At 65.8% G+C, this 25,996-nt stretch carries 27 protein-coding genes; 13 read left to right on the forward strand and 14 right to left on the reverse strand.

What is annotated here, in order from left to right; translation table 11 throughout:
• Both ACHAAJ_RS12675 and ACHAAJ_RS12680 read left to right on the forward strand, forming a co-directional pair.
• Positions 1–1,144 (forward strand): sialidase family protein (locus tag ACHAAJ_RS12675; RefSeq protein ID WP_435728557.1); only part of this gene is annotated, 1,144 nt, incomplete at its 5' end.
• Between the two features lie 452 nt (positions 1,145–1,596).
• Entirely contained in the window at positions 1,597–1,803 is a 207-nt protein-coding gene (locus ACHAAJ_RS12680; RefSeq protein WP_435728558.1) for a hypothetical protein, read from the forward strand.
• On the opposite strand, the gene ACHAAJ_RS12685 is transcribed toward ACHAAJ_RS12680, so the two are convergent.
• From ACHAAJ_RS12685 to rplM, 4 genes are all read right to left on the reverse strand, one after another.
• Positions 1,800–2,630: an HTTM domain-containing protein gene (locus ACHAAJ_RS12685; protein ID WP_435728559.1), complete on the reverse strand. Its 831-nt coding sequence runs from the start codon at positions 2,628–2,630 to the stop codon at positions 1,800–1,802. The two genes, ACHAAJ_RS12680 and ACHAAJ_RS12685, sit on opposite strands and share 4 nt — an antisense overlap.
• Positions 2,624–2,956 (reverse strand): hypothetical protein, encoded by a 333-nt coding sequence (locus ACHAAJ_RS12690; protein WP_435728560.1) that lies wholly within the window; start codon positions 2,954–2,956, stop codon positions 2,624–2,626. The genes ACHAAJ_RS12685 and ACHAAJ_RS12690 overlap by 7 nt, the downstream gene beginning before the upstream one ends.
• Positions 2,957–3,148: 192 nt before the next feature.
• On the reverse strand, positions 3,149–3,652 hold the full coding sequence (gene rpsI, locus ACHAAJ_RS12695) for a 30S ribosomal protein S9 (protein ID WP_435728561.1): 504 nt from the start codon (positions 3,650–3,652) through the stop codon (positions 3,149–3,151).
• Positions 3,653–3,693: 41 nt separating this feature from the next.
• Positions 3,694–4,137: a 50S ribosomal protein L13 gene (rplM, locus tag ACHAAJ_RS12700; RefSeq protein WP_435728562.1), complete on the reverse strand. Its 444-nt coding sequence runs from the start codon at positions 4,135–4,137 to the stop codon at positions 3,694–3,696.
• A gap of 507 nt (positions 4,138–4,644) precedes the next feature.
• On the opposite strand from rplM, the gene ACHAAJ_RS12705 reads away from it, so the two are divergent.
• From ACHAAJ_RS12705 to ACHAAJ_RS12745, 9 genes are all read left to right on the forward strand, one after another.
• On the forward strand, positions 4,645–4,857 hold the full coding sequence (locus tag ACHAAJ_RS12705; protein ID WP_435728563.1) for a Flp family type IVb pilin: 213 nt from the start codon (positions 4,645–4,647) through the stop codon (positions 4,855–4,857).
• Between the two features lie 107 nt (positions 4,858–4,964).
• Positions 4,965–5,357 carry a TadE/TadG family type IV pilus assembly protein gene (locus tag ACHAAJ_RS12710; protein WP_435728564.1) on the forward strand — a complete coding sequence of 131 codons (393 nt, stop codon included), beginning with the start codon at positions 4,965–4,967 and terminating at the stop codon, positions 5,355–5,357.
• Complete coding sequence (locus ACHAAJ_RS12715; RefSeq protein ID WP_435728565.1) at positions 5,345–6,403, forward strand: pilus assembly protein TadG-related protein; 1,059 nt, start codon at positions 5,345–5,347, stop codon at positions 6,401–6,403. Before ACHAAJ_RS12710 ends, ACHAAJ_RS12715 begins: the two co-directional genes overlap by 13 nt.
• Positions 6,404–6,412: 9 nt before the next feature.
• Positions 6,413–7,150 (forward strand): Flp pilus assembly protein CpaB, encoded by a 738-nt coding sequence (gene cpaB / locus ACHAAJ_RS12720; protein WP_435728566.1) that lies wholly within the window; start codon positions 6,413–6,415, stop codon positions 7,148–7,150.
• The gene (locus tag ACHAAJ_RS12725) at positions 7,147–8,340 is read left to right on the forward strand and encodes a CpaE/TadZ family protein (protein ID WP_435728567.1); all 1,194 of its coding nucleotides are present in this window, start codon (positions 7,147–7,149) and stop codon (positions 8,338–8,340) included. The genes cpaB and ACHAAJ_RS12725 overlap by 4 nt, the downstream gene beginning before the upstream one ends.
• The gene (locus tag ACHAAJ_RS12730) at positions 8,337–9,845 is read left to right on the forward strand and encodes a TadA family conjugal transfer-associated ATPase (RefSeq protein ID WP_435728568.1); all 1,509 of its coding nucleotides are present in this window, start codon (positions 8,337–8,339) and stop codon (positions 9,843–9,845) included. The genes ACHAAJ_RS12725 and ACHAAJ_RS12730 overlap by 4 nt, the downstream gene beginning before the upstream one ends.
• Before the next feature lie 9 nt (positions 9,846–9,854).
• Entirely contained in the window at positions 9,855–10,787 is a 933-nt protein-coding gene (locus ACHAAJ_RS12735; protein WP_435728569.1) for a type II secretion system F family protein, read from the forward strand.
• A gap of 3 nt (positions 10,788–10,790) precedes the next feature.
• The gene (locus tag ACHAAJ_RS12740; RefSeq protein ID WP_435728570.1) at positions 10,791–11,678 is read left to right on the forward strand and encodes a type II secretion system F family protein; all 888 of its coding nucleotides are present in this window, start codon (positions 10,791–10,793) and stop codon (positions 11,676–11,678) included.
• Between the two features lie 175 nt (positions 11,679–11,853).
• Positions 11,854–12,216, forward strand: coding sequence for an Hpt domain-containing protein (locus ACHAAJ_RS12745; RefSeq protein WP_435728571.1), 363 nt, complete (start codon positions 11,854–11,856; stop codon positions 12,214–12,216).
• Positions 12,217–12,229: 13 nt separating this feature from the next.
• On the opposite strand, the gene ACHAAJ_RS12750 is transcribed toward ACHAAJ_RS12745, so the two are convergent.
• Positions 12,230–13,003, reverse strand: coding sequence for a response regulator transcription factor (locus ACHAAJ_RS12750; protein ID WP_435728572.1), 774 nt, complete (start codon positions 13,001–13,003; stop codon positions 12,230–12,232).
• Positions 13,004–13,237: 234 nt separating this feature from the next.
• Here ACHAAJ_RS12750 and ACHAAJ_RS12755 point away from each other — a divergent pair, with 234 nt between their 5' ends.
• Positions 13,238–14,929: a sensor histidine kinase gene (locus tag ACHAAJ_RS12755; RefSeq protein WP_435728573.1), complete on the forward strand. Its 1,692-nt coding sequence runs from the start codon at positions 13,238–13,240 to the stop codon at positions 14,927–14,929.
• A 780-nt stretch (positions 14,930–15,709) separates the two neighbouring features.
• On the opposite strand, the gene ACHAAJ_RS12760 is transcribed toward ACHAAJ_RS12755, so the two are convergent.
• The 9 genes from ACHAAJ_RS12760 to infA form a co-directional block, all read right to left on the reverse strand.
• A complete protein-coding gene (locus ACHAAJ_RS12760; protein ID WP_435728574.1) occupies positions 15,710–19,030 on the reverse strand; it encodes an SH3 domain-containing protein in 3,321 nt (1,106 codons plus the stop codon).
• Positions 19,031–19,156: 126 nt separating this feature from the next.
• A complete protein-coding gene (locus ACHAAJ_RS12765) occupies positions 19,157–20,053 on the reverse strand; it encodes a hypothetical protein (RefSeq protein ID WP_435728575.1) in 897 nt (298 codons plus the stop codon).
• 221 nt (positions 20,054–20,274) lie between these two features.
• The gene (locus ACHAAJ_RS12770) at positions 20,275–21,228 is read right to left on the reverse strand and encodes a tRNA pseudouridine synthase A (protein ID WP_435728576.1); all 954 of its coding nucleotides are present in this window, start codon (positions 21,226–21,228) and stop codon (positions 20,275–20,277) included.
• 107 nt (positions 21,229–21,335) lie between these two features.
• A complete protein-coding gene (rplQ, locus tag ACHAAJ_RS12775; RefSeq protein WP_435728577.1) occupies positions 21,336–21,893 on the reverse strand; it encodes a 50S ribosomal protein L17 in 558 nt (185 codons plus the stop codon).
• Positions 21,894–21,976: 83 nt separating this feature from the next.
• Positions 21,977–22,987 (reverse strand): DNA-directed RNA polymerase subunit alpha, encoded by a 1,011-nt coding sequence (locus ACHAAJ_RS12780; RefSeq protein ID WP_435728578.1) that lies wholly within the window; start codon positions 22,985–22,987, stop codon positions 21,977–21,979.
• A 165-nt stretch (positions 22,988–23,152) separates the two neighbouring features.
• A complete protein-coding gene (gene rpsK / locus ACHAAJ_RS12785) occupies positions 23,153–23,554 on the reverse strand; it encodes a 30S ribosomal protein S11 (RefSeq protein WP_435728579.1) in 402 nt (133 codons plus the stop codon).
• Positions 23,555–23,596: 42 nt separating this feature from the next.
• Positions 23,597–23,971, reverse strand: coding sequence for a 30S ribosomal protein S13 (rpsM, locus tag ACHAAJ_RS12790; protein ID WP_373971189.1), 375 nt, complete (start codon positions 23,969–23,971; stop codon positions 23,597–23,599).
• Between the two features lie 159 nt (positions 23,972–24,130).
• Positions 24,131–24,244 (reverse strand): 50S ribosomal protein L36, encoded by a 114-nt coding sequence (gene rpmJ / locus ACHAAJ_RS12795; RefSeq protein ID WP_030148013.1) that lies wholly within the window; start codon positions 24,242–24,244, stop codon positions 24,131–24,133.
• Positions 24,245–24,322: 78 nt separating this feature from the next.
• Positions 24,323–24,544 carry a translation initiation factor IF-1 gene (gene infA, locus ACHAAJ_RS12800; protein WP_068731548.1) on the reverse strand — a complete coding sequence of 74 codons (222 nt, stop codon included), beginning with the start codon at positions 24,542–24,544 and terminating at the stop codon, positions 24,323–24,325.
• 498 nt (positions 24,545–25,042) lie between these two features.
• On the opposite strand from infA, the gene ACHAAJ_RS12805 reads away from it, so the two are divergent.
• On the forward strand, positions 25,043–25,987 hold the full coding sequence (locus ACHAAJ_RS12805; protein WP_435728580.1) for a hypothetical protein: 945 nt from the start codon (positions 25,043–25,045) through the stop codon (positions 25,985–25,987).
• Positions 25,988–25,996: the final 9 nt, after the last annotated feature.

The raw sequence follows: 25,996 nt of genomic DNA on the forward strand, positions 1-25,996 counted from the left end.
CGACGACGGGCTCACCTGGCGGCACCGGCGCCTGACGGGCATGTTGAAACGGCCGGGGATCCGCGGGATCTTCGCGGCGTCCGGGACCGGGGCGCAGGTCGACGCAGGCACACACGCTGGGCGGTTGCTGCAGCCCTGCGTGGTGCTGCTCGCCGAGGGTGGTCCGGGTAACCTTGGCACCACGCGCATCGCCGCCGCCGTAGCCTATAGCGACGATCACGGCGACTCGTGGAGCCTCGGTGAGCCGCTGGGTCCGAGCCCCGCCGGAGTCCACACCAACGAATCCTCTGTCACCGCGCTGGCCGACGGCACCGTGCTCCTGCATTCGCGGGCGACGCCCCATCGGCTGGTGGCGTATTCAACGGACGGCGGCCACACGTTCTCGGTGCCGTTGCCCGAGCCCCTCCTGGAAGATCCCAGCGACAACGGTTCGGTGCTCCGCCTGACCGGAAGCGGGGACCGTCTCGTCGCGAGCCACAACGCGCACCGGCACCTCCGGCGAAACACGTCGTTGAGGCACTCGCCCGACGGCGGTGCGACCTGGACTCCGCCGTTGGTTATCGAGCCCGGAGCCTCGGCCTATTCGACCGCGGTCGAACTGCCGAACGGGAGCATTGGCGTGCTGTACGAGCGTGGGGCCTACGAGGAGATCGTGTTCGCCGCCGTTCCCCTGGCTGCGGTCCGTGATGCGGCGCCTTCCCCGCCGGAGGACCACGAATCCGTGCCGGGACATCCGGAGTTGCACGTGGAGGTGGTCCCCCGGTCCATCACGACTGCCCCTCCGCACCGGTGGGTGTTCCGCGATCCTCACGTCGCGCTCGGTCAGGCCGATGCCGGCTTCGGGTCCGAGGGCAAGGAGGTCGGCCAGGCCGGCGCGCAGGTCGTGGGATCCCGGAGGGATTTCAGGGCCAACTACGGTCCCCCGCGGACCGGCGTCGGGCCGGGTGATGTCTTCGCGTACTCAGCCGCCGTGACCAACACTGGTGCGGGCGCCGTCGTCGTTCGCCCCTGTGGATCGGTCGAGGACGCCGGCCCCGCGCGCACCATCGTCCCGGGCGCGACCGAGGTGTGGTCCCATCTGAATAATCTCGTCGACCGGAGCCGGACCGCGCTCAACCTGCGCTGGGACGTCGCGGCTCTTTGACGTCAGCTTGCCGCACCTATGCCTCGAGTGGGAGCGGAGCCAACGTGTATCCTGCTGGAAAGACGCTTAGACGTGTAACCGGGGAATGCATTCGATAGAGGATGCATTCAAGTGTGGATATGAGCCGCGCGCGACCTTCCTCCCAGGAATCGCCGTGGCTCTCTGCACCAAGACCTCCTACCCGTCCCAAGACAACGCTCATCACGCTCTGACTGCGATCCGACACAGAGATCGTTCCAAAAACAAGAAGTTGCCGCGCAGCGTTTACCGTTGCCCACATTGCGGCGCTTGGCACCTTACGTCGGAACTGCAGTCGCGTCGACCTTCGGCAAGGCGCGCCAGCAACCGTCAATGAGGTCACGATCTGGTCAGCCACCTATCTTCCGCCACGGGCGAGGCGGATTATAGGCGACACGGACCCACACAGTCCGCCGCTTTCGAGGAGGCACCCCATGAAGAAGTCGACCGCGTTGGCCTCGTTGGCCGTCTCCGCCCTGATCCTGTTCGGGACGGCCTCCGCATCCGCCTCGTCCACCGTCGAGCCGCCGCCGGACCTTCCGGGCGTCTGCTTCGTGTTCTCCGGCGGCGGATGGCTGGGCGCGCCTTGCCCCGACGAGGCACCACCTACGCTCGTTCCCGTTGAGCCCGTAGTCGGTTAGCCGCGGACGTTCGAGAGGTTCGACGAAGGGGTCGATTCGCGCGACCACAGTTCCCTGCGACCCAAGAATGGCAACCAACTCGGGCCCAGTGCGGCGAACTGCGCGTATCCGACCATCATAAGCAACGCGAACGCCACCAATGGTGTCGGATCGCTGAGCAAAAGCACGATGCCCAAATGAAGACCACCGCCTACCAAAAATGCGACTCCGCGGGTACGTCCAAACCACAGTGACGCGGCGAGAAAGAGCTCCACAGCGATGCTCGCCAGTGCCACGAAACTAAAAACCCAAAGGGGCAGCTTCACCCAGTCGTTGACAAAGCCAGCAAGGACCTCCCCAGACAGATATTGGCTATTGATCTTCGAAACGGCCGTCCAGAAGTAGACAGTACTGATTTGGACCATTATCAGGACAGCTGGCCAGATCGGGACTCGATTGGACCGGTCGACCGCGCCTACGGCCCACGCGTTTGCGGATTGGCTCATCGCCATGATTGTCGAAAGCGAGATCATAAGGACCAGATGGTTGCTGTAGGCATGCAGGTCCGTCACGAGTCCGTAGACGCCGATAGCCGCCAGACACGTGGCCGCTGCTCTGGGGAATATCCCGAGGATAAGAGTTATGGCCGCCACCAGTCCGACAACCAGGATTACCATCGCGGTATTCGGGGCTGCTGACGGTGCCCACGCGAAGGCCGGCATAGATAGCCTTCCGTCACCCGCACGGTGCAGTACAGCGGCCAACTCAAAGACCATATAGAGGGCGGCTAGACCCAGCAGAATGCGACCAGCTGCCAAAGCCCGCGCATCGGCGGTTGCACTCAGCATGTCAACGTCCGCCCTTCGCGCGGCGTGTCCCGGGCGATTCTGACAATCCGAGCCGTCTCGACGGTTTTGCAAACATGTTCCGGGACAGTGGCGAAATAGTCGACCTCCGGACGCACGCGCGAAACCAGCAACGCCAAGGGCATATCCTCGACGGAGCCGTTGGCGTGCTCAATCGAGACCGTCGGCATCGCAGTCATGCGGGCGTACATCTGCCAGCCGAACATCTGATCGGAATCCTTGAAAGCGTTCACTGCGGGAATGAGAACCATTGCCGCCACGGCGGCTGTCAGGAGGCCAACCGAGATCCGATTCGCCAGTGTCCTCATCTCCACCCCACCATGATTCCGCCCTTTCACCGCGAGTTGACAGGCTGAACTCGTTCACCGCCTATAGACATCTTCCACTTTTCAATAGCCATAAGGGAAGGCATTTGGAATCAGCAGGGCACTTTGCCGAATCCGTACGAAACGCCCGAAGGCCCCGCAGCAGAAGCTGCGGGGCCTTCGGGGAAAGCGGGTTTAGCGCTTCGAGTACTGCGGGGCCTTGCGTGCCTTCTTGAGTCCGGCCTTCTTGCGCTCGACGGCGCGCGGGTCGCGGGTCAGGAAGCCGGCTTTCTTGAGGATCGCGCGGTTGTTCTCGCGGTCGATCTCGTTCAGCGAGCGGGCGATGCCGAGGCGCAGTGCGCCGGCTTGGCCCGAGTCGCCGCCGCCGTGGATGCGGGCGATGACGTCGTACGCGCCGTCGAGATCCAGGATCTTGAACGGCTCGTTGACTTCCTGCTGGTGCAGCTTGTTGGGGAAGTAGTTCTCCAACGTGCGGCCGTTGATGATCCAGTTGCCGGTGCCGGGGACGACGCGAACGCGTGCCACGGCCTCCTTGCGGCGGCCAACTGCGGCGCCGGGCACGGTCAGTGCCGGACGCTCCTTGACGACGGCCTCTTCGGCCGCCGCGGAAGACTCCGAGGTGTACGCAGCGGGTGCGGCACCTTCAAATTCATTCTGCTCTTCAGTGTTCTGAGCCACGATTCTCCTTGAAAACTAATCTGTTGTTTCGGGGCCCAGCGCTACTGCGCGACCTGGGTGATTTCGAACGTCTTGGGCTGCTGGGCGGCGTGCGGGTGCTCGGCACCACGGTAGACCTTGAGCTTGTGCAGCTGCTGCGCCGCGATCGAGTTCTTGGGGAGCATGCCGCGGACGGCCTTCTCCACGGCCTCGACCGGGTTCTTCTCAAGCAGTTCCGCATAGCTGACGGACTTGAGGCCGCCCGGGAAGCCGGAGTGCCGGTAGGCGCGCTTCTTTTCGAGCTTGGCGCCGGTCAGGGCGACCTTCTCGGCGTTGATGATGATGACAAAATCGCCCATGTCCATGTGGGGGGCGAAAGTCGCCTTGTGCTTGCCGCGCAGCAGCGTTGCGGTCTGGCTGGCGAGGCGGCCCAGAACGATGTCAGTGGCGTCAATGACGTGCCACTGGCGATCTGCGTCGCCGGGCTTCGGTGAGTACGTACGCACGTTAATTGCCTTCGTTTCCTTGGATACTGGTCAAGCGCTCCCCCGGCTGGCGGCGTTGAGATCCACCGACGGGCTTGCACTGTGTTATCGATCTGCGCTGTACCAGTTCATCAGGTGAGGACTGACTCCAACCGGCCATCCCGTATTTGCCCGCTGCCTCCGCAGACCAGGGCCCTGCAACTGGGCCGTCACGCGGAGGAGGTGTGTCAGGCATAGGACACGCACAACAGCTTGCAACGATACAGCAACGCAGGGCCGGTTCCAAAAAGCAGCCGGTCGGCGCGCCCCATCGCCTGCCCCGGCGCGCCTGCCGCCACGCAACGCGTCCCGAGCCGCAGTGAAAACGCAGGATTTACGCAGCATTGACGCAGGGAAACAGGGTTGCGGAAGCATTGCCTCAGGATCTGGGAAGACTGCGTCTACGGGCCGATATTGGTTGCTAGATTTTTCTCAGAGCTGGTGCAGGGCCAGCCGCACCGGCACAATCCACAATCCAGGAGACATCCCATGCTTTCCATCTACGCAACGCTCCAGACGCTCGGCCTCAAGCTGAAGAACCGCATGAAGGACGAGACCGGCGCCACCGCCGTCGAGTACGGCATCATGGTCGGCCTCATCGCCGTCGCCATCATCGCTACGGTAGCGCTGCTCGGCCCCCAGCTGAACCAAATGTTCCAGAACGTCGTCAACGAGCTCCCGGCCGCCCCGGCCGGTACCTGATCACCGCGTAGGCTCTGGGCGGCGGGGGCCACTCCGCCGCCCAGATTTTTTTCCACGGGACGCTACCGAGGTAGCATCCGCGAATTACCCGAGGGGGGGAACGGCAGATGCGCAAGGACTCACAACGCGGCGCGGTCGCCGTTGAGTTCGCCCTCCTCCTACCGATTCTGGTGGTCCTGGTCATGGGCATCATGGAATTCGGACGGGCCTACAACGCCCAGATCACGCTGACCCACTCGGCCCGCGAGAGCGTGCGCTCCATGGCCATCTCAAACAACCCCGTCGCCGCGAAAAACCGCGCGGTCACCACCGCCGTCGGCCTGAATCCGGCATTGTCGGCATCCAACGTCGCCATTGTCACCACCGCATCTCCCAACACCGCGTGCGCGCCCGCGGCAACGGCCACGGTGACGATCAGCTACTCGTTGCCATCGCTGACCGGGCTCTTCGGCTCCGCGATTCCCCTGACGGGAAAGGGTGTCATGCGATGCGGGGGATAACGCACGCCGGGTCCGGCTCCGAGCCGGGTACCGAGACCCAGCGGGGCGCGGCCTCGGTGATCCTGGCAGTCATGATGGTCGCGCTGCTGGGCTTCACGGCCCTCGTGGTCGACGTCGGCTTCCTCTACGCCGAACGGACCGAACTCCAGAACGGCGCGGACGCGGCGGCAGTGGGGACCGCGCAAAAGTGTGCCAGGAGTACTGCGGATGCCGACTGCTCCCCGAGTTCCCCGCTGGCCGCCTCCCTGGCCGACGCGAACGCGCGCGACGGGCTCCACAACGTCGACTCCATCGACCTGAACCTCACCACGCGCAAGGTCACGGTGACCACCGGCGCCGAAGAGTCCGGTGGCGCGGAGAACACCGTCTCGCTGTTCTTCGCCAACGCATTGGGGGTCCCGTCGGCCGAAGTAGGCGCTCGGTCCTCTGCCATCTGGGGCAGTCCGCGATCCGGCCGCACCGCCTTCCCCGCAGCGTTCTCCGTGTGTCAGGTTCAGGGGCGCGTCGATGGGGGTCTTCAAAGACTGGGGCTCCACGGGGGCGCCTATGCGAATGGAACCTGCAATTTGGGCCCCTCGGGCCAAGCCGTTGCGGGAGGGTTCGGCTGGCTTGCCCAAGACCCCGGTCAGTGCGGAGGATTCATCGACCTAGCGGCCAGTGAAGGCGGCAGCGGAACAGGCAACAACGAACCGCCAAACTGCGCCGCGCTGTTCACCAAGTGGATCGGCGACATCAACGCCGGACGCTCCCCCGTGGTTCTGCTGCCCGTCTTCAACAAGGTTGTGGGCACAGGGTCAAACGCCGTGTACGGGCTCACCAGCTTTGCCGCCTTCAGCGTCGCCGGCTGGAAATTCACCGGAGGCAATGAAGGCCCCGGTGTCACGGGAGTCTTCCACAACACGTCCACCTGGGTGGGCGACAAGGCCTGCACCGGTGATTGCCGCGCCATCATTGGGAAATTCATCACCTATGTCTCGCTCGAAGAGGGGTATACGTTGGGTCCAGTGGATGCCAATGGTGCACGAGTCGTGCAAATGACGGATTAGGAGCCGCGGATGAGATCGCGTTTGTTGGCGGGAGCCGCCGCGCTGTTATTGGCGTTGATAGGCCTGATACTGGTGTATTCCTACGCTCAGGGTGCTGACCAGCGTGCGATGGCAGGCATGGAGCCAGTCGACGTGCTAGTGGTTCAAACGCCGGTTCCCGAAGGAGCCAGCCTGACAGTCCTCGAGGAGTCCGTGGTGACATCGAAGCTGCCGCAGTCCGCGGTTCCCGACTCCGCTCTTCGCTCTCTGGAGGGTCAGGAGGGACGAGTGGCAGGGACCAATTTGGTAGCCGGGGAAGTGCTGGTGCCCGATCGTCTCGTTGACCCGGCGGACCTGCAGGAGCCTGGTTCCGTTCCGGTGCCCCAGGGGATGCAGGAGGTGACGTTCGCCCTCGATCCGCAGCGCATGGTCGGCGGGAAGGTCAATGCCGGAGACACCGTCGGCGTGTTCGTCTCCTTCGACGACGGCGCCGTGGAGGATGACCCCAAACTTTCCACGACGCAACGCGTGTTCCACCAGGTCCTGGTGACGACGGTTCAACGCGCGGAAGCCACCGCTGACGAACCGGCCGAGAACGCCGCGGCCCTGCCCGCCGGAACCATGCTCGTCACGGTCGCCGTCAAGGACGTCGACGCCGCCAAAATCGTGTATTCAGCCGAGTTCGGACGCATCTGGCTCACGAAGGAAGCAGACCACGCCGCCAAGGAACCACCCACAGTGATCCGAAAGAGTGACGTTTACCCGTGAGCCGATTTGTCCTGATCACCCCGGAGGCCCACTTCGAAGAGCGCGTGCGCTCGGCGATCGAGGGTGCCTTGCCAGGCGAATTGAAGGCATTCCTCACGGCGGACGTGCCCGAACAACTCGAGGATCTCTTCGCCGCAATCGGGCCCGAGCCACTTGAGGTCCTTATCCTCGGCCCCGGCGTCCCGCACGAAACCGCTCTCCGGTTCGCGACAATCATCGATGTCCAGCATCCGGAGATCAGCAGCATCCTGGTGGCGGAGCCCACTCCGGAACTCGTTTTGCAGGCCATGCGCGCCGGCATGCGCGACGTAGTGGACCCCAGCGCGGACGTTGCGGCCATCAGTGTCCTTCTTGAGCACGCCTGCCAGGCGTCCGCGAGCCGGCGGCGCACACTCGACACTGCCGAGGCAATCCCCGCCAGCCGCGGGTCCGTTGTGGGCGTCCTCTCGCCGAAGGGCGGGGTCGGCAAGACAACGATCGCCACCAATCTCGCCGTCGGCCTCGCCAAGCTTGCCCCCATGGGCGTGGTCCTCGTCGATCTGGACCTGCAGTTCGGCGACGTCGCCTCCGGCCTCTACCTGGACCCGGAACACACCATCACCGACGGCGTCAGCCCCGCCGCCAGAAACGACTCTCTGGTCCTGAAGGCCTACCTCTCCGTGCACCCGGCCGGCTTCTACGCACTCTGCGCCCCCAAGAACCCGGCCGACGCCGATTCGATCACCACTTCCCAGGTCGCCCGGCTGATCGACCAACTGGCCGGCGAGTTCCGCTACGTCGTCCTGGACACCGCCCCCGGCCTGGAGGAACTGGCCCTGACGGCGGTCGAACGATGCACCGACATCGTGTGGGTCAGCGGCATGGACATCCCCAGCCTCCGCGGGCTGCGTTCGACCCTGAGCGTGCTGAAGCAGCTCGACCTGCTTCCGCCCCGGCAGCACATGGTGCTCAACATGGCCGATTCCAAATCGGGGCTTTCCGTCCAGGACGTCGAGTCCTCCATGGGTGTTCCCGTGGACATCAGCGTCCCCCGTTCGCGTGCCGTGGCCTACTCGACGAACAGCGGCATCCCGCTACTGCAGCAGGGACGTCGCGATCCCGCCAGAAAAGGACTGCGCGAACTCGTGGAACGCTTCGATCCCGAGGCCAAGGGACGCCGGAAAAGCCACAGGCGGGTGGTCGTCAAGTGAACCTCTCCGAGCGCCTCAGCGCCGCCAAGAGTTCCGGCGCGCCCGCCCCCGCCCCCAAGAAACCCACGGTCGCGCGGCAGGGACAACCGGTTGCGGCACCCGAGAAGACCGCGCACGGCGGGGCGGACAACTCCAAGACGCCTGCGACGAAGGCGCCCGTTCCGTCCCCCTTCGTCGCCGATTCCCCGGCCACGGCCCTTCCGCGCAGCGCCGGGACGCACAGTCCCGTTGACGCCCTTGCCGGTCTGAAGCAGCGGGCCGCCCAGTCCCTGTTCGAGAAGATGGGGGCGCGTTTCAGCGACTCGAACCAGTCCGAGCATGACTTGCGCAAGAACGCCCGCGACGAGCTCACCTCCATCATCGACGCCGAGCAGGTGCCGATGACGGCGGAGGAGCGGCTTCGGCTCGTCCAAGACGTCGCGGACGACGTTTTGGGGTTCGGGCCGCTGCAACGCCTCCTCGACGATCCCGACGTCACGGAGATCATGGTCAACCGCATGGACCAGATCTACGTGGAGCGCAAGGGCCACCTGACACTGTCCGACTCGCGGTTCAGCTCCGAGGCGCACCTGCGCCGGGTGATCGAGCGGATTGTCTCCAAGGTGGGCCGCCGCATCGACGAGTCCTCGCCCCTGGTCGACGCGCGGCTGGAGGACGGGTCCCGCGTCAACGCCGTCATCCCCCCGCTGGCAGTCGGCGGCTCGTCCCTGACCATCCGGAAGTTCAGCAAGGTTCCCCTGACGGTCCGCAACCTGATCGACTTCGGCACGCTCACGCCCGAGATGGCGGAATTGCTCAACGCCTGCGTTAAGGCGAAACTCAACATCATCGTCTCCGGTGGCACGGGAACCGGCAAGACCACCCTGCTCAACGTGCTTTCGTCGTTCATCCCCGGCGACCAGCGGATCGTCACCATCGAGGACGCGGTGGAGCTCCAGATCCAGCAGGACCACGTCGTGCGCCTCGAGAGCCGCCCGCCCAACACGGAGGGCCGTGGCGAAGTGACGATCCGCGAACTGCTACGCAACTCGCTGCGCATGCGCCCGGACCGGATCGTGGTGGGCGAGGTGCGCGGCGGCGAGTCCCTCGACATGCTGCAGGCCATGAACACGGGCCACGACGGTTCGCTCTCCACGGTGCACTCCAATTCGCCGCGCGACGCCGTCGCCCGCTTGGAAACGCTGGTGCTGATGGCCGGCATGGACCTCCCCCTGCGCGCCATCCGCGAGCAGATCGCCTCCGCCGTCCACCTGATCGTGCAGATTTCCCGGTTGCGCGACGGAACGCGGCGGATCACCCACGTGACTGAGGTGCAGGGCATGGAGGGGGACGTCGTGACGCTGCAGGACGCGTTCGTGTTCGACTTCGCGGCCGGAGTGGACCAGCACGGCCGCTTCCGCGGCAAACCCATTTCCACGGGCATCCGGCCTCGGTTCATCGACAGGTTCGAGGACATGGGCATCCATGTTTCGCCCAACGTGTTCGCCGCGCCCGCGGACCGATAGGACACCCGCATGCTGCTCTCCGTCGGACTGGCCCTCCTGGCTCTGGCCGCCCTGCTCGGGGTCCTCACCCTTGCCCTCCGCACGGAACCACCCATCCCCACCGAACGACGGCGCCCCTACCCCTCCACGTCCACCTCCGTCCTTTCGCACTTCGCGGGCCACGCCGGGGATCGGTTGGACCGCTTCCTTGCGACGCGCAACGTCCGGTTCTTCAACCGGGAAACGCTCGAGACGGCTGGACTGCGCCTGAGCCAGTCCGACTTCTTCATCCTGATGTTCGCGGTGGGTGCCGTCCTCGCCCTCACGGGCCTTGTCATCGCCGGTCCGGGGTTGGCCCTGTTGTTGTTCCTTCCCACGCCGCTCCTCGCCCATCTGTTCGTGGCGTTCCGCACCGGCAAGCGGCGTGGCAAGTTCGACGAACAACTCGGCGATACGTTGCAGCTCTTGACCGGCGGGCTCCGCGCCGGCCACAGCATCCTGCGCGCGATCGACGCCGCGGCGGTGGAATCCGCGAGTCCGACCGCCGAAGAGATGCGCCGGGTGGTCACGGAGACCAGTCTGGGCAAGGACCTCCTGTCGGCGCTCAACGACACCGCCAGCCGAATGGCCAGCGAGGACTTCGTCTGGATAGCGCAGGCCATCCAGATCAACCGGCAGGTCGGGGGGAACCTGGCCGAGGTCCTCGAACAGGTCAGCGGGACGATCCGCGAGCGCAGCGAGATCAAGGGGCAGATCAAGTCGCTGGCGGCGGAGGGCAAGATGTCCGCCTACATCCTGATGGGCCTGCCCATCGGAATCGTCCTCATGCTCCTTGTGGTAAGTCCCGGCTACATGGACGTCATGTTTACGCACATACTCGGTTGGATCATGATCGGAGTTTCCTTCGTGCTCATGACCATTGGCGGTCTCTGGCTGCGCAAAATCATCGACTTGAAGTTCTGAGCCATGGGAAACGAACTCACGGTGCTTCTCGCGGCAGTCTTCGTGGCCTCCAGTCTCGCGCTGATCACGTGGACGATCTGGTCCACGGACCGAAAGGCGGAGAGCTCAGTACACGGCAACCTGCGCCTGAGGATTCCGGAGGACGAAGTGGCCGCGGCCCCGGAGGGGGTGCTCTTGCGGCTCGGCCGAAGGGTCACCCCCGACGGTTACGTAAAGCGGCTCGACCGACTGCTTGCCCTTGCCGGACGCCCGGCATCCATCCCGCTGGATCGGGTGCTGGCGGGAAAGGTCGTCCTCGGGCTCGCGGGGGCCGCGACCGGCATCTTCTTTACGTCCGTTGGCGATTCGGGCCTGTTGAGAGTCGTTGGCGTGGCAATGGTTCCCTTCGGCTATTTCGTCCCCGATCTGCTGCTCATGAGCAAGGGCCAAGAACGGCAGAAGGCGATCCAGCTCGAGTTGGCCAACACCCTGGACCAGATGCTCATCTCGGTCGAGGCCGGCCTCGGCTTCGAGGGTGCGATGGCCCGGGCGGGCGAGAACGGAAAGGGGCCGTTGGCCGAGGAGATCATCCGCACGCTGCAGGACATGCAGGTCGGACGCAGCCGCAGGGAGTCGTACCTGGCGTTGACGGAGCGCACCAACGTTCCGGAGTTGCGGAGCTTCGTGCAATCCGTGGTCCAGGCCGACGCCTACGGAATCGCCATCGGCGCCGTCCTGCGCATCCAGGCGAAGGTCATGCGCGTGAAAAGGCGACAGCGCGCCGAGGAGAAGGCCATGAAGCTGCCGGTGACGGTGCTGTTTCCCCTCCTGTTTTTCATTTTTCCCGTGCTTTTCATCGCCATCCTCGGGCCTGCCGTGATCAATTCCGTGGAGACCTTCAGCGGCGGATGACCCGGCCTTTCCGCCCCCCTCAACCCAAAACGCAGGGTTTCCACAGGATCCCCACTGGAGACGGTCCGGCGGCATGTGCGGAGACTAAGCTGGAGACATGATCAACGCAAGTCAGCAACCAGCCGGTGGGGACCGGAGCTGCGCTGTCGTGCGAGAAACTCTTGGGGAGCGCGACATGGGATTCGAAGCAAGGGGACAGGACCCCCTCGTGGACCGTTCGGTCCTGAATGAGCTACGGGAACAAATGGACGATCCCGACGTCGCGCGCGGCTTCGTCAGGGACTTCGTCGCTCTGTGGCCCGAGAGGTACTCCAAGCTGTGCGATGCGGTCGGACGCGCTGATTACGATTCCCTGCACGACGCCGTCCTGAGCCTCAAGGTGGCGTCGATCATGGTCGGCGCTGTCCGTTTGGGCAACCTGGCCATCGAGCTCGAGACGGCCATCGGAGGGGCTTGGCCGGTGGGCCTGGACAAGGCGCTGGTCGTCGTCCGGATCTGCGGGGAACAAACGGTAGCGGAACTCGACAAGGCCGCATGAGGCGGCCGCGGCCCTATCCGTCGAGCGCCGGCGCCAGCCGGTAGCCCACTCCACGCACAGTTTGGAACCATTTGGGCGACGCTGAGTCCTCGCCCAGCTTCCGTCTGAGGTTCCCGACGTGGACCTCCACCGCACGCTCGTCGGCTTCGCTGATGTAGGAGTCGACACGGAAGTACTCGCCGCGGACCGAGCGAACGAGGTCCGCCTTCGTGCACACGGCCCCTTCCCTCTTGAGGAGCTCCAGGAGCACTTCGAATTCGCTTTTGGTCAGCACCAGCTCGCGGCCGTTCAGATCCGCCGTCCGCGTTTGGCGGTTGACCGACAGGCCGTTGTGTTCCATCGTGTCTTTCCTTGGCGGCGGAGTAGCCGCCGAGGCCGCTACCTTGGGCGGCGAACCGGCATTGGCCGAGGTCTGCGAACGAGGCCTCCGCAACATGGCCGAGATCCGCGCACGCAGCTCGCGCGGACGGAAGGGTTTGATGACGTAGTCGTCGGCGCCCGATTGAAGCGCGGTCAACGTGTCGAGCTCCTCGGCACGGGCCGTCAGCATCACGACGTAGCAATCGGTGATGTGCCTGACTTGCCGAAGCACCTCGTAACCGTCGATGTCGGGAAGACCCACGTCCAAAGTGACCACGCTTGGGTTGTGCAGACGGACCAACTCGACGCCCTCCTTGCCCGTGGCCGCGGCGGCCACGCTGAACCCGGCTTGTTTAAGGACGGCACAGACAAGGTTCCGGACGTCGGCGTCATCCTCGACAACAACGGCAATTCCCTGTTCGCTCACATCCGCTCCTTAATCGACCCACCCGGGTCCCTGCACCCACCATAAACCTCACTGGGCACATCCGTCGCACCTTGGCGCAAAGACGGTGTACCCCATCCCCCGGGCGACGACGGTGAAGATGGAGTATCCTGCAGACGTATGCAGTATTCTGCTTACAAATGTATATCCGGGGGGAAATACGAGAAATGGGTACGGACACTGGGCGGTGCGCCCGCATTGGCTGACTTGCGTCCCATGAGCGAAATCAACCGCTTCTTCCACCAGCTCGGTCCGAGAACGCGTGTGGCCTTATGCCAATTGCCGCTGACTGTCCTGATGTGCACGGTGGTTGTGGTTGCCGCAACCCTCTATCCGGAGCTGTTCTCCGATCCCTGGTTCCTTGCGGGACTTGCAATGCACTTGATCCTGTTTGTCGGCTGCTTCGTGGTCCCGTGGGACCGGCTGCATCCCGAGGCCCATCTGGTGGTGCCTCTGTTGGATCTCGCAGCCATCGGTTTGACACGACATGCCGCCTTGGAGGTGCTCCCCGGACTGAGTGGCCTGAGCGTCTTCCCCGTCATCTGGCTGTCCGCCTCCGGGCTGAAGGCACGGTACGGCCTGCCGATCAGTTTTGTGGGCCCCTTACTGATAGTGCTGCCATCCCTCGCTGTCCGCCCCGACCAATCGGCGACGACGCAGCCACTCTCCGCGTTGCTCCTGCCCGTCATGATGGTCACCGTCTGGGCTGCCGTCCATTTCGCGACGGCCAACGCCAGATTGCAGCGCCACATCCTGGAGCAGAAGGATGCCGAACTCCGCAGCCTGCTTCGCCGCTCCGAAGAGCGGGAGCGACTGTTGGCTACCATACTCGAGACGGTCGACGTCGGAATCGCCGCAGTCGATCGCCACGGGAAACTCGTCCAGACGAACGGCCTGATGAGGCGGTTCCACGGGCTTCCGTCGCATGGTGGTGGCCCCCTCACGGACATGTCCACGGACACCGGGGCGTCCCGCCTGCTGTCGCTGGACCGCCAAACGCCGTTGGAGGGCGACCGCCATCCCCTGCGGCGGGCCATCAACGGCGAAACGTTCACTGACTACCTCGTGTGGATCGATGCGAACGGCACGCAGCGCGCGGTTTCGACGGCGGCCCGTGCGATGTCCGACGACGATGGTGCGTTCCGTGGGTCCGTCCTCATGTACAGCGACGTGACATCGCTGATGGAAGCGATCGCGTCACAAGAGGACTTGGTGTCCAACGTGTCGCACGAACTCCGCACGCCGTTGACATCGATCGTTGGCAACCTGGATCTGGTCCTCGAGGAATGGCCAGATCTGTCCCCCTCAACCGAGGACCGTCTCGACGCGGCGTGCAAGAGCGCCGAGCGCCTCCTGGAACTGGTTTCCGATCTTCTCTTTGCCGCCTCCTCGACCCTGAGTGTACAAGCGCGGCCCACGGACCTCGCCGCCGTGGTGGAGTCCAGCATCGGTTCCGTCGCTCCCCAGGCCGAAGCCGCCGGCGTCGAACTCCGTTGGGAGACGCGGACGCCCCTCTGGGCGGTTGCCGACCCACTGCGGATGGCTCAGGTTCTCGACAATCTCCTGACCAACGCCATCAAGTATTCCCCCTCCGGCGGAACTGTCACGGTTACGGCCGAGGAGGACCCCGACGCGGTGACACTCCGGGTGGCGGACACGGGTATGGGCATGGAACCCGGCGAGCTTGTACACGTCTTCAACCGGTTTTACCGCACGGAAACGGCTCGAAACTCAGGAATTCCGGGCACCGGACTGGGGCTGTCCATCGCCAAGGGCATCGTTGAGGGCCACGGTGGCACGATCCGGTGCAACAGCGCGAGTGGCCGCGGCACGACCTTCACGGTCGTGCTCCCGGAAGCCGCAGACGCATCGAGGAGTCGGTTCCGATCCCGTGGCGTGCGCATCTGACCCGACCCTTGTATTGAATCCCGGCGGGAACGACAAACAAGTGTCTTGGCGTGTAATCCCCGGTTACCCTCCGACCAGGTTATTCCCATTGGTAAAACCGGGAAGACAGTCGAAATGTCACCGTCGTGCTTGACGCCTTGACGGAGGATGCCGTGACCGGTACCCAGTTGCCCCACCACCGGACCCTCGAACTGCGCGTAGGCCGCCGCGCTGCTGGTGAACTCCGCAACTAGACCCCCGAGGAATATCGCCGGGGGCTCGACCGGACGACCACGTAGCCGTGCACCGGGGCAGACCAGAACACCCGGTCCGCCGCCGCCACGGCGTACGTCTCCGCATCGGGGACCTTGTTCGCATCCCCTGGAGCCGCCGTCTGCCGTAGGATCCGTCTTCGATGCGGCCAGTGGTCACCTCTGGTGGGGCGGCGCTCAGCCCGCTGCCGGATTCGTCGTTGGTCCCCCCGGCGCGCGATTCGCCGCCGTGGCGCCGAGATCGCGATTGCGCGGCAGGCTTCGGCGTTGCCGACCTCCGCGATCGCGGCTGTGCTTCTTTCCCGTCCATGAAGACAGAGTTCCGGCGGACCCGCAGCCGAAGACGACGCCGCGGGAGAGGGCAACTCAAATCGGCACACCGCCGTAAGCACCCTCCCGTGCGCTCTTGGCTCGACTATATTGCGCCATGGTCCCGCGCCCGACCCCCCGACAGCGAAGAGGGAAGGGCGGCCTGGGCCGCCCTTCCCTCTTTCGTCTTACCCCTCAAGGCGCCGGCGCGCCGTCCCGACTACCGCAGGTAGTCCGTGTGGACCCATCCGGTCTGCGTGCCGACCCGGACCTGGGCCCAGATCCCGGACTGCTGACCCGTGAGGGTGACGATCTGGTCCTTCTTCAGCAGCACAACGACCGCGTCCGCGGTGCTGGCGCCCGTGCGCAGGTTGACGTTCGCCGTCGTCGTCTTGGTTGTGGCCTTGACCGTGACCGGCGCGGTGGCCTTCGGCTTCAGGTAGGAGGCCATGACCCAGCCGGTCCGGGTTCCGAACTTGACCTGGTACCACTTGGAATCGGGCGAAACCACGCCCGTCGCCGAGACGGCCGAGCCGCTCGTCATGGTCGTCAGGACCGTGCCGGAGACCGGGGCCTGCCGCAGGTAGAGGTTGACCGCGGTGGTGTACGGCTTGCCGGCCAGCGAGGCGACGGTCTTCGTCGTCGGAACCGCCGGGGCGGCCTTCAGGTAGGAGGCCATGGACCAACCGGTCTGCGTGCCGGACTTCACCTGGTACCAGCGCGAATCCGTGGTGACCACGCCGGTGGCGGTCAGGGCCGAACCCCGCTTCATGGTCGCCAGGACCCGGCCGTTGACCGGGGCCTGCCGCAGGTACACGGTCGATGCGACGGCCAGCGGGGCGCCCTTGAGCGATGCCGCGATCTTCGTCGCCGGAGCCGGCGGCGCGACCTTCAGGTAGGAGGCCATGGACCAGCCGGTCTGGGTGCCGGACTTCACCTGGTACCACTTCGAATCCAGGCTCACGACGCCGGTCGCCGTCAGCGCCAGGCCGGTCCGCATGGTCCGCAGCACCTTGCCGTTGACCGGAGCCTGGCGCAGGTACACGGTCGACGCCACCTCCAGCGGCGCGTCCTTGAGCGACGCGGCGATCTTCGTCGTCGCGGCCGGCGGCGCGGCCTTCAGGTAGGAGGCCATCGACCATCCGGTCTGCGTGCCGGACTTCACCTGGTACCAGCGCGAATCCAGGCTCACGACGCCGGTGGCCGTCAGCGCCGAACCGCGCCGCATGGTCTTCAGGACCTTGCCGTTGACCGGGGCGTCCCGCAGGTACACGGTCGACGCCACCTCCAGCGGCTTCGCCTTAAGCGAGGTCAGGGTCTTCGTCGCGAGGGCAGGAGCCGTGGCCTTCATCAACCGGGGCTCGATCCAGCCGGTGGTGGTTCCAGCCTTCACCTGGTACCACTTCGAGTCCAGGCTGACCACGCCGGTGGCCGTCAGCGCGGCTGCCCGCGGCAGGATCCGGAGGGCGGGGGCAGCCGAGGTGCCTTCCTTCCGGAGGTGCGCCGCCGCATTGGTCGTGTACGCCTTGCCCTTGAGCGAGGCGAGCGTCTTCGTCGGCAGGGGCGTGGCCTTCATCAACCGCGGTTCGACCCAGCCCGTGGTCGAACCGACCTTCACCTGGTACCACTTCGAATCCGCGGTCACGACGCCGGTGGCCGTCATCGCCGCGTTCTTCGCCAGGATCCGGAGGGCGGGGGCATCCGACGTGCCTTCCTTCCGGAAGTGCGCCGCCGCATTGGTGGTGTACGCCTTGCCCTTGAGTGAGGCGATCGTCTTCGTCGCCGGCGTAGCGACCTCCATCAGGCGGTGCTCGATCCAGCCGATCGTGGATCCGGCCCTGACCTGGTACCACTTCGAATCCGTGGTCACCTCGCCCGTGGCCGTCATCGCGGCGTCCTTCGCCAGGACCCTGATCGCGGGGGCGGTTGCCGTCCCTTCCTTGCGCAGGTGGGCGGCCGCGGACGTCGTAAACGGCTTGCCGGCGAGGGAGGAGAGCGTCTTTGTCGCCGGGGGCGTGGCGTCCATCAGCCGGAGCTCGACCCAGCCGATCGTGGATCCGGCCTTCACCTGGTACCAGTTCGAATCCGTGGTCACGAGGCCGGTGGCCGTCATCGCCGCGTCCTTCTCCAGGACCGTGATGGCGGGGGCGGTCGCCGTCCCCTCCTTGCGCAGGTGGGCCGGGGAATTGGTGGTGTACGCCTTGTCCTCGAGCCAAGCGAGGGTCCTCGTCGGCGGTGCCGCGTTCAGGTACGCCGCGTCCACCCACCCCGAGACCGTCCCGAACTGGACGTTGTACCAGGTGTAGTCCGAGCTGACGACGCCGGTGGCCGTCACCTCGGCGCCTTCCGGCATGACCTCCACGACCGCGCCGTCCGGAGCCTCGCTCCGGAGATTCAGGTTGACGTTGACGGTGTGCGGCAGGCCCCTCAGCGAGTCAAGTGTCCTGGTCACCGGTTTCGCCTCAACGACCACCTCGTTGAGGAAGGCGGCGGCCGCCCAGCCCGTCGTGGTCCCGTGCTTGACTTCGTACCACTTCTTGTCCGTGGTCACCTTGCCCGTCGCGGTGACGGAATCGCCCTTGGCCATGGTCTTGACGATGCTTCCGTCGACGGCGCGGGAGCGGAGGTTCAGCGTCGAAGTCGTGGTGAATTCGGTGCCCTCGACGGAGGAGTCGGTGGTCACCGGGACCACGGTGCTGGCCACCGGCGCCAACGAGACCTGGCCCGGGCTCACGGCGTAGCGCTCGACCCAGCCGTAGACGCCGCCGGTGGTCACCGGGACGTAGCCGTTGACCATGGTGCCGGGCTTGGACGTCATCGCCGAGCCCTTGGAGACGGTCCGCAGCGTCGTCGACGTCGCGTACGGTGTGGCCTTCAGGGAGGTGGACTTGTTCGCGTAGTAGGTGCAGCTGGTGTGCTGGCGCAGGTTGTAGTCCAGGTACGCGCCGGCCCTGATGTCGACGCCCTTCTTCTTCATGAAGTCGATCGGCTCGATGGTGTCCTGCACGTACCACTGCCCGTCCCAGACCTCGAAGTGCAGGTGCGGGGCGGTGGACGGTCCGGAGTTGCCGACCTTGGCGATCTGCTGCCCGGCCTTCACCATCTGGCCAACCTGCACGTGGGACGTGGCGGACCACATGTGAACGTACACGGTCTGGATCTTGCGGCCGTTGTCGTTGTGGTCGATCACGATGTAGCCGGAGGTGCTGGTGGTGCCGCTCCTGGCCTTGACCACCTTTCCGTCGGCGACCGCGTAGATCGGCGAGCCGTCAGCGAGCGCCAGGTCCTGGCCCATGTGCAGCGTGGATCCGCCGATCACGGGGATGCAGCGCGGCCCGTACGGCGACGAGTAGCGGTACGTCTCCGCCTGCAGCGGGTTGACCCACTGGCCGGCCCGCGGCACGGACCCGTCCGCCGCGACGGCGGGAATCCCAACTGCCGGCGCCGCCATGGCCGCGTGCGGGACCACAGCGACGCTGCCCAGAACAAGTGCCGCCGTGGCGGCCGCGGAAAGCAGTCCGGTGGATCGTGGTGCGTACATGGTGCTGCTCCTTGAGATGCGAGTGGCCTAACGGACACGAGTTCTGTTTGTGCTGAGTGATGACTCGCGGTGCTGGTGTGGTTTCGAGGCCATGAGTCGGCCACGGTGGTGTTCTGTTGGGTGGCCTTAGCCGGCCGCGGCGCCCGAGGAAGCGGTGATGATCCAGCCGCCGTCGTAAGTGAGCGTGACCGTGGTGCCCGGCGCGACGGACTGCGCCGAGGCGTCCGTCCCATCGCGGTAGGTGAAGAAGCGTCCGGCGTCGATGGTCGCCGCGTCCACGGTGGCGGTTCCGAGGCCGCGGACATCGGTGTTCAGCGTCTCGCTGGCGCCCTCGATGACGTACGGCGCCACGGCCTGGTAGAACGCGACGACGACGGCGGGGTCGCGGCTCGGGACCTCGTCGGCGAGCGTTCCTATCTCCGTAGCCAGGAACTCCTCGGGCGACGCGTTCAGGACCGCCAGCCCGCCGGCGGCGTCGCCACCGAACTCCGACTCGATCTTGAAGGTGGCGTGCTGGTCCAGGGGTCCGAGCTGGTCCCGGACAAACGCTGCGGCGCCGAGCTCGTTCGGCGCGTAGGTGCGCACGTAGTCGGGGCCGTCCTCGAAGCCGGGCTCGAGCGCGTCCGGCCCGCCGAAGGCCGGGGCCGAGAACGACGCCGGCGCGTCGGCTTCGCTTCCCGGCGCGGCCGGGGCGGACGACGCCGCGGAGTCAGAGCTGGAGGCGGGGGCGGACGTGGTCGCTGATTCCGATGCCGCGGGCGCCTCGGACGCGGCGGGGGCGGTGGGCTGCCCCGCCCCGGACGCCTGACCGGAGGCCGTCGCCGACGACGGTGCCGCGGTCTGCGTAGCCGCGGTTTGGGTGGCGGAGCCGGATCCGCCGGGGGCGGCATCGGACGCGCCCAGGCCGCAGCCGGTCAGCGCCAGCGCAGAAGCCGCGAGGACGGCCAGAGCCAACACCCGCTTGCGGGGCGTGCGCGTGCCCGCAGAGCCCGCCTGTTGGCGTGTCGCGGCACTAGGCGCCACGGCATGGTTCATCGACTTCAAAACGGCTTCCCCCCGATTGATTTCTAATAAGAGAATATCCGCAAATGCGCCATCGCGCACTACATATGCACTATGATCCGGCGTGTCGTAGGCGACTCGCCCAGAAACAGGCGTTTTAGAAGGGACTCATGTGACTCGTGCTTCTCTTGTGACAGCTTTTCGTCTCGCGTGTCGCGCGGCGCGGCACTCGGCGTGTCGCCTCACGAAGCGATGTCGCCCAGCCGTCCGACGTCGTCCGGCCGGCGCCGCGCGCGGGTGAGCTCCGCGCGGTCCGCCACCCCGGCGTCGTGCGGGTAGGCGACCTCCTCCAGGACCAGGGGGTGCGGCGCGGACAGGAACGATTTGGCGTCGCGGACCCGTTCCCCGAGGCGCGCCTCCATCCAGCCGGCCGGCTGCCGCCCGTCCGCGACCATCAGCGCCGCGCCGATCAGCGCGCGCACCATGTTGTGGCAGAACGCGTCCGCGCGCAGGTGGGCGACGAGGATCCCGTCCTCCCCGCGGGCGAAGCCGAACTCCTCGAGCGTGCGGATGGTGGTGGCGCGCTCGCGCGGCTTGCAGAAGCTGAGGAAGTCGTGGCGGCCGGTCATCGCGCGGGCCTCCGCGTTGAGGACATCCGCGTCCAGGGCGCGCGGGTGCCACAGCGTGTCGTTGCGCGTAAGCGGATCCCAGCGCTCCTCGCCGTCGGCGATCCGGTACGAGTAGCGGCGCCACAGCGCGGAGAAGCGGGCGTCGAACCCGGCGGGGGCCACGCCGGCGGCATGTACGACGACGGCTCCCCCGATGCGCGAAACCACACCGCGCACGCGGCGCAGCAGGGCGGTCTCCGGCGCCACGTCCTTGCCCCGAGGCAGCCCGGCGAACTCGGCCGGGGTGAGGTCGAAGTGGACCACCTGCCCGCGGGCGTGGACGCCGGCATCGGTCCTGCCGGCGACGGCCGTGCGGACCGGCCGTCGGAACAGGAGCGCGAGGGCCTCCTCGAGCGCGCCCTGCACGGTGCGGCGGCCGGGCTGGACGGCCCACCCGGAGAACCCGGAGCCGTCGTAGGCCAGCGTCAGGCGGATGCGGACGGTGGCGGGCTCCGGCGTCGTACTGTCCGGGACCGAAACCCCCGCCAGCGCATGGGGATCGACGCCTTCGGAAGGGGAGAAGTCCATGCCCCCGATTCTATGCGGCGCCCGGGTCCGCCCGGACGCAAAGGAACCCGCCGACCGAATGGTCGACGGGTTCCATCATGCGTTCACAAAGGAACGGAAGCGACTGCCTACTTGGCGGTCTTGTCCTCGTCGGCTGCCGTTTCCTCGGCTGCGGGGGCCTCGGCCGTTGCGGCCTCGGTCTCCACTGCCTCAGCCTCGGTGGCCTCGGTCTCCTCGACCGGCGCCTCCTGAACCGGAGCGGACTTCGCGGCTGCCTTCTCGGCTTCCTTCACGACTGCCTGCTTCGCGGAGACGGGCTCCAGCACCAGCTCGATGACGGCCATGGGGGCGTTGTCACCCTTGCGGTTGCCGATCTTGGTGATGCGGGTGTAGCCGCCGTCGCGCTCTGTCACCAGCGGGGCGATGTTCACGAACAGCTCGTGGACGACGCTCTTGTTGGTGCGGCTGCGCGACGCGATCTCGGCCTGGACACGACGGCGCGACGCCAGATCTCCGCGCTTGGCGAAGGTGACGAGGCGCTCGGCGTACGGACGGAGGCGCTTGGCCTTCGTGACCGTGGTGGTGATGCTCTTGTGCTCGAACAACTGGGCGGCCAGGTTGGCGAGCATGAGGCGCTCGTGGGCAGCTCCGCCTCCGAGGCGCTTTCCCTTAGGGGGGGTAGGCATTGGTTTTTCTCCTCATATGGTGCCCGCGCCCCGCGCCTCACGGCGCGGGAACACGGGCAAAGTACATTACTTCGAAGGCGGCTTTAGACCTCTTCGTCGCCGTAGGCGGCTTCGTCCTCTTCAATGGCTGCGGCACGGGCGGCCAGATCGAACCCTGGAGGGGAATCCTTCAGGGAAAGACCCAGCTCGATCAGCTTTGCCTTCACCTCGTCGATGGACTTCGCGCCGAAGTTGCGGATGTCCATGAGGTCAGCCTCGGAGCGGGCAACAAGCTCGCCCACCGTGTGGATGCCCTCGCGCTTGAGGCAGTTGTACGAGCGAACCGTCAGCTCCAGGTCCTCGATCGGCAGCGCCATGTCGGCGGCGAGTGCGGCGTCCGTCGGGGACGGGCCGATCTCGATGCCTTCGGCGGCCGAGTTGAGCTCGCGGGCCAGACCGAACAGCTCGACCAGGGTGGTTCCGGCGGAGGCGACTGCGTCGCGCGGCACGATGGAATCCTTGGTTTCGACGTCGACGATCAGCTTGTCGAAGTCGGTGCGCTGCTCGACACGGGTGGCCTCCACGCGGAAGGTCACCTTCAGAACGGGCGAGTAGATGGAGTCGACCGGGATGCGGCCGATCTCTGCATCGAAGCTCTTGTTCTGCGCCGCGGAAACGTAACCGCGGCCGCGCTCGATGGTCAGCTCCATGTCGAACTTGCCCTTCGCGTTCAGCGTCGCGATGTGCAGGTCCGGGTTGTGGAACTCGACGCCGGCCGGCGGCGTGATGTCCGCGGCCGTGACGACGCCGGGGCCCTGCTTGCGCAGGTAGGCGACGACGGGCTCGTCGTGCTCGGAGGACACAGCCAGGTTCTTGATGTTCAGGATGAGTTCGGTGACATCTTCCTTGACACCCTGAACGGTGGTGAACTCGTGCAGCACGCCGTCGATCCGAACGCTGGTGACAGCTGCACCAGGAATGGAGGACAGGAGCGTGCGGCGAAGCGAGTTGCCCAGGGTGTAGCCGAAGCCGGGCTCCAGCGGTTCGATGATGAACCGCGACCGGTTCTCCGCTACTACTTCTTCGGTAAGGGTGGGGCGCTGTGCAATAAGCACTTACATTTCCTTTCAGCGAGCATCCGCTATATGACGCAACACAGGGGGTGGAAACGACGTCTGCCGCGAAGGCGGTCGTCTTGGTCGGTCAGTGGGCCGCGTGTGGCGCGCGCCGCCGTCGTGCTCCTTGGAACACGACGGCAACACGCGCCGAACGTGGGCTACTTAGACGCGGCGACGCTTCGAGGGGCGGCAGCCGTTGTGGGCGCTCGGGGACACGTCCTGGATGGACCCGACCTCGAGGCCGGTGGCCTGCAGCGAGCGGATGGCCGTTTCGCGACCGGAGCCCGGTCCCTTGACGAACACGTCGACCTTCTTCATGCCGTGTTCCTGGGCGCGCTTAGCGGCAGCCTCGGCGGCCATCTGAGCGGCGAACGGGGTCGACTTGCGCGAGCCCTTGAATCCGACCTCGCCCGAGGAAGCCCAGGCGATGACGGCACCGGTCGGGTCCGTGATGGACACGATGGTGTTGTTGAACGTGCTCTTGATGTGCGCCTGGCCCAGCGCGATGTTCTTCTTGTCCTTGCGACGCGGCTTGCGCACCGCTCCACGAGTCTTTGGGGGCATTGCTTACTCCTACGAATGAATTGGCTATGGGATCCGCTATTTCTAGCGGGTCTTCTTCTTACCGGCGACGGTGCGCTTCGGACCCTTGCGGGTACGGGCGTTGGTCTTGGTGCGCTGTCCGCGGACCGGCAGGCCCTTGCGGTGGCGAATGCCCTCGTAGGAGCCGATCTCGACCTTGCGGCGGATGTCGGCAGCCACTTCACGACGGAGGTCACCCTCGACCTTGAAGCTGCCTTCGATGAAGTCACGCAGCTGGAGAAGCTCAGCGTCGGTGAGGTCCTTGACACGAGTGTCCGGGGAGATCCCGGTCTCGGCAATGGTCTGTTCTGCACGGGTCTTGCCCACGCCGTAGATGTAGGTGAGCGCGATGATCACGCGCTTTTCGCGCGGGATGTCTACGCCAGCGAGACGAGCCATATTGGTTGTCTTCCTTACGTTATTCGCGGAGGTGTGGAGCAGCACAATCCCTGTTTCCAGGTCCCCGGCCTCCGTGCCCGGGGGTGTGCGTCCCGCGTAGTGGACGCTGTGCTGCCGTAATTACTCAACTACGCGCAGGTCTGGATTTCCGTGCGGAAATTAGCCCTGGCGTTGTTTGTGGCGTGGGTTTTCGCAGATCACCATGACCCGACCGTTGCGGCGGATCACCTTGCACTTTTCGCAGATCGGCTTCACGCTAGGGTTGACCTTCAAGGCACTGTTCCTTTGCGGTTGCTGTTTTCAGTGGAGCTGTGGCTACCTTCGTCGCCCGGGGATCCGGGGACTCCGGCCTTACTTGTAGCGGTAGACGATACGGCCGCGGTTGAGGTCGTACGGGCTGAGTTCCACCACTACGCGGTCCTCCGGGAGGATCCTGATGTAGTGCTGACGCATCTTTCCCGAGATAGTGGCAAGTACCACGTGTCCGTTCGGAAGCTCAACGCGGAACATCGCATTGGGCAGTGCCTCCGACACGGTGCCTTCTACCTCGATGACACCCTCTTTCTTGGCCATATCCTCCGCTAACGTTTGTGCCGGTCGCTAATGCTTCCGGCTTGTATAGATTTCGGTTGTTCCGCACGCCTGCCCCAGCCGTTCACTTGGAGCGGATGTTTTGGGCATAGGCGTAGAGACAACCAACAAGCAAGCCTACCCGGTTACGTCCCTGATGGCGAATCGGCCGGAACCCCCTCCCGGGACCCAGTTGCGACGAAGCCGCGACCTCCGTCGTCCGCCGTCGTCCGCCGTCGTCCGCCGCTACCGTCTCCCGTCGCCACCGCCGTCTCCCCGCCCCGCTCCTCCGCCTCAGCTCCCACCGTCGCCGCTCCTATCGGTGTCGGGGTAAATGTGGGAATGCGGAACGGATTCCTGCAGGTACCCCGACATCGATGCGAGGACACGGGACGGCTTGGCGCGTCCAACCGGCTTCCTCCCCCCTGGCGTTGGCTGACTCTCCCGCCAAACCCTGTGGACAACCGCGCATCGACCTCAACCGACGTCGACAATCGGAGAATGCGTACCGCCTCTCCCCTGCCGGCCGAACTCATGGACCGGGTCTTTACGCTCTCGCAGGCGAAGGATCTGGGCGTGCCGGCAAACCGTTTGCGCGCCGGCGACGTCCATCTCCTCCACCGACGCCTCTACTTCCAGGGGTCCGGAACACCATCCGAGGCGGCCGTCGCTGCGGGTCTGTGCCTCATCCACGACGGATCCTTCGCGTCGCATCTGACGGCGGGCCGCATCCACGGGCTTTGGCTTCCGCGCCGCCTCCAGTCCGGCGGGCCGCTCCATCTGACGCGATACCGGAGCCGGCCACTCGAAATCACAGGAGTTGCCTGCCACCGCATCCGCCAGTTCAAGGGCGGAACCACAACCATCCCGGCACCCAGCGACGGTCCGCCGCACAGCATCCTGCCGATCTCCACGCCAGCCCGAACCTGGCTCGAATTGGCCCAGACCCTCCGTCAGGACGATCTAGTCGCCATCGGTGACCAGCTGGTCCGCCAGCCCTACACGCATTTCGAGGCGAGGCGGGAGCCGCTTGCGACGCGCGAGCAACTGCTCCTGCTGCTGGATCGATACCGTGGCTTCCCCGGCTCCGGGAATGCCCGTGCCGCGCTGGAACTTGTCCGTGTTGGATCGGACTCCGCGATGGAGACCAAACTCAGGCTGGCTCTGATCCGCGCAGGGCTTCCCGAGCCCGAGCTCCAAATCCGTGCCGAGCCCGATGACCCCTTCTCCGCGTCGTGTGACCTTGGATACCGCTCGGCCCGACTAGCCATTCAGTACGACGGAGCGCACCACCGCACGGCGGAACAGCTCCGCGTGGACAACCGACGGGACCGCGCGTTTACCGCTGGTGGCTGGAACTACATCAAGTTGGATTGGTCCGACGCATCCAACGGTTTCAGCCGCGCCATCGCAGTGGTCCGTCAGGGACTGGCGTCGGCGGCATAACCCCGGAAC

The sequence above is a fragment of the Arthrobacter arnarulunnguaqae genome, assembly GCF_051262515.1.
GTDB lineage: Bacteria > Actinomycetota > Actinomycetes > Actinomycetales > Micrococcaceae > Arthrobacter_N.

What these genes read in the sequence shown, in the direction of transcription:
- ACHAAJ_RS12680 (WP_435728558.1), top strand. Translation starts at nt 1,597, where the DNA reads ATGAAGAAGTCGACCGCGTTGGCCTCGTTGGCCGTCTCCGCCCTGATC.
- ACHAAJ_RS12685 (WP_435728559.1), bottom strand. Translation starts at nt 2,630, where the DNA reads ATGCTGAGTGCAACCGCCGATGCGCGGGCTTTGGCAGCTGGTCGCATT.
- ACHAAJ_RS12705 (WP_435728563.1), top strand. Translation starts at nt 4,645, where the DNA reads ATGCTTTCCATCTACGCAACGCTCCAGACGCTCGGCCTCAAGCTGAAG.
- ACHAAJ_RS12710 (WP_435728564.1), top strand. Translation starts at nt 4,965, where the DNA reads ATGCGCAAGGACTCACAACGCGGCGCGGTCGCCGTTGAGTTCGCCCTC.
- ACHAAJ_RS12715 (WP_435728565.1), top strand. Translation starts at nt 5,345, where the DNA reads ATGCGGGGGATAACGCACGCCGGGTCCGGCTCCGAGCCGGGTACCGAG.
- ACHAAJ_RS12745 (WP_435728571.1), top strand. Translation starts at nt 11,854, where the DNA reads ATGGGATTCGAAGCAAGGGGACAGGACCCCCTCGTGGACCGTTCGGTC.
- rpsM (WP_373971189.1), bottom strand. Translation starts at nt 23,971, where the DNA reads ATGGCTCGTCTCGCTGGCGTAGACATCCCGCGCGAAAAGCGCGTGATC.
- rplQ (WP_435728577.1), bottom strand. Translation starts at nt 21,893, where the DNA reads ATGCCTACCCCCCCTAAGGGAAAGCGCCTCGGAGGCGGAGCTGCCCAC.
- ACHAAJ_RS12690 (WP_435728560.1), bottom strand. Translation starts at nt 2,956, where the DNA reads ATGAGGACACTGGCGAATCGGATCTCGGTTGGCCTCCTGACAGCCGCC.
- infA (WP_068731548.1), bottom strand. Translation starts at nt 24,544, where the DNA reads ATGGCCAAGAAAGAGGGTGTCATCGAGGTAGAAGGCACCGTGTCGGAG.
- ACHAAJ_RS12770 (WP_435728576.1), bottom strand. Translation starts at nt 21,228, where the DNA reads ATGGACTTCTCCCCTTCCGAAGGCGTCGATCCCCATGCGCTGGCGGGG.
- ACHAAJ_RS12805 (WP_435728580.1), top strand. Translation starts at nt 25,043, where the DNA reads ATGCGTACCGCCTCTCCCCTGCCGGCCGAACTCATGGACCGGGTCTTT.
- ACHAAJ_RS12740 (WP_435728570.1), top strand. Translation starts at nt 10,791, where the DNA reads ATGGGAAACGAACTCACGGTGCTTCTCGCGGCAGTCTTCGTGGCCTCC.
- ACHAAJ_RS12755 (WP_435728573.1), top strand. Translation starts at nt 13,238, where the DNA reads ATGAGCGAAATCAACCGCTTCTTCCACCAGCTCGGTCCGAGAACGCGT.
- ACHAAJ_RS12760 (WP_435728574.1), bottom strand. Translation starts at nt 19,030, where the DNA reads ATGTACGCACCACGATCCACCGGACTGCTTTCCGCGGCCGCCACGGCG.
- ACHAAJ_RS12735 (WP_435728569.1), top strand. Translation starts at nt 9,855, where the DNA reads ATGCTGCTCTCCGTCGGACTGGCCCTCCTGGCTCTGGCCGCCCTGCTC.
- rpsK (WP_435728579.1), bottom strand. Translation starts at nt 23,554, where the DNA reads ATGCCCCCAAAGACTCGTGGAGCGGTGCGCAAGCCGCGTCGCAAGGAC.
- cpaB (WP_435728566.1), top strand. Translation starts at nt 6,413, where the DNA reads ATGAGATCGCGTTTGTTGGCGGGAGCCGCCGCGCTGTTATTGGCGTTG.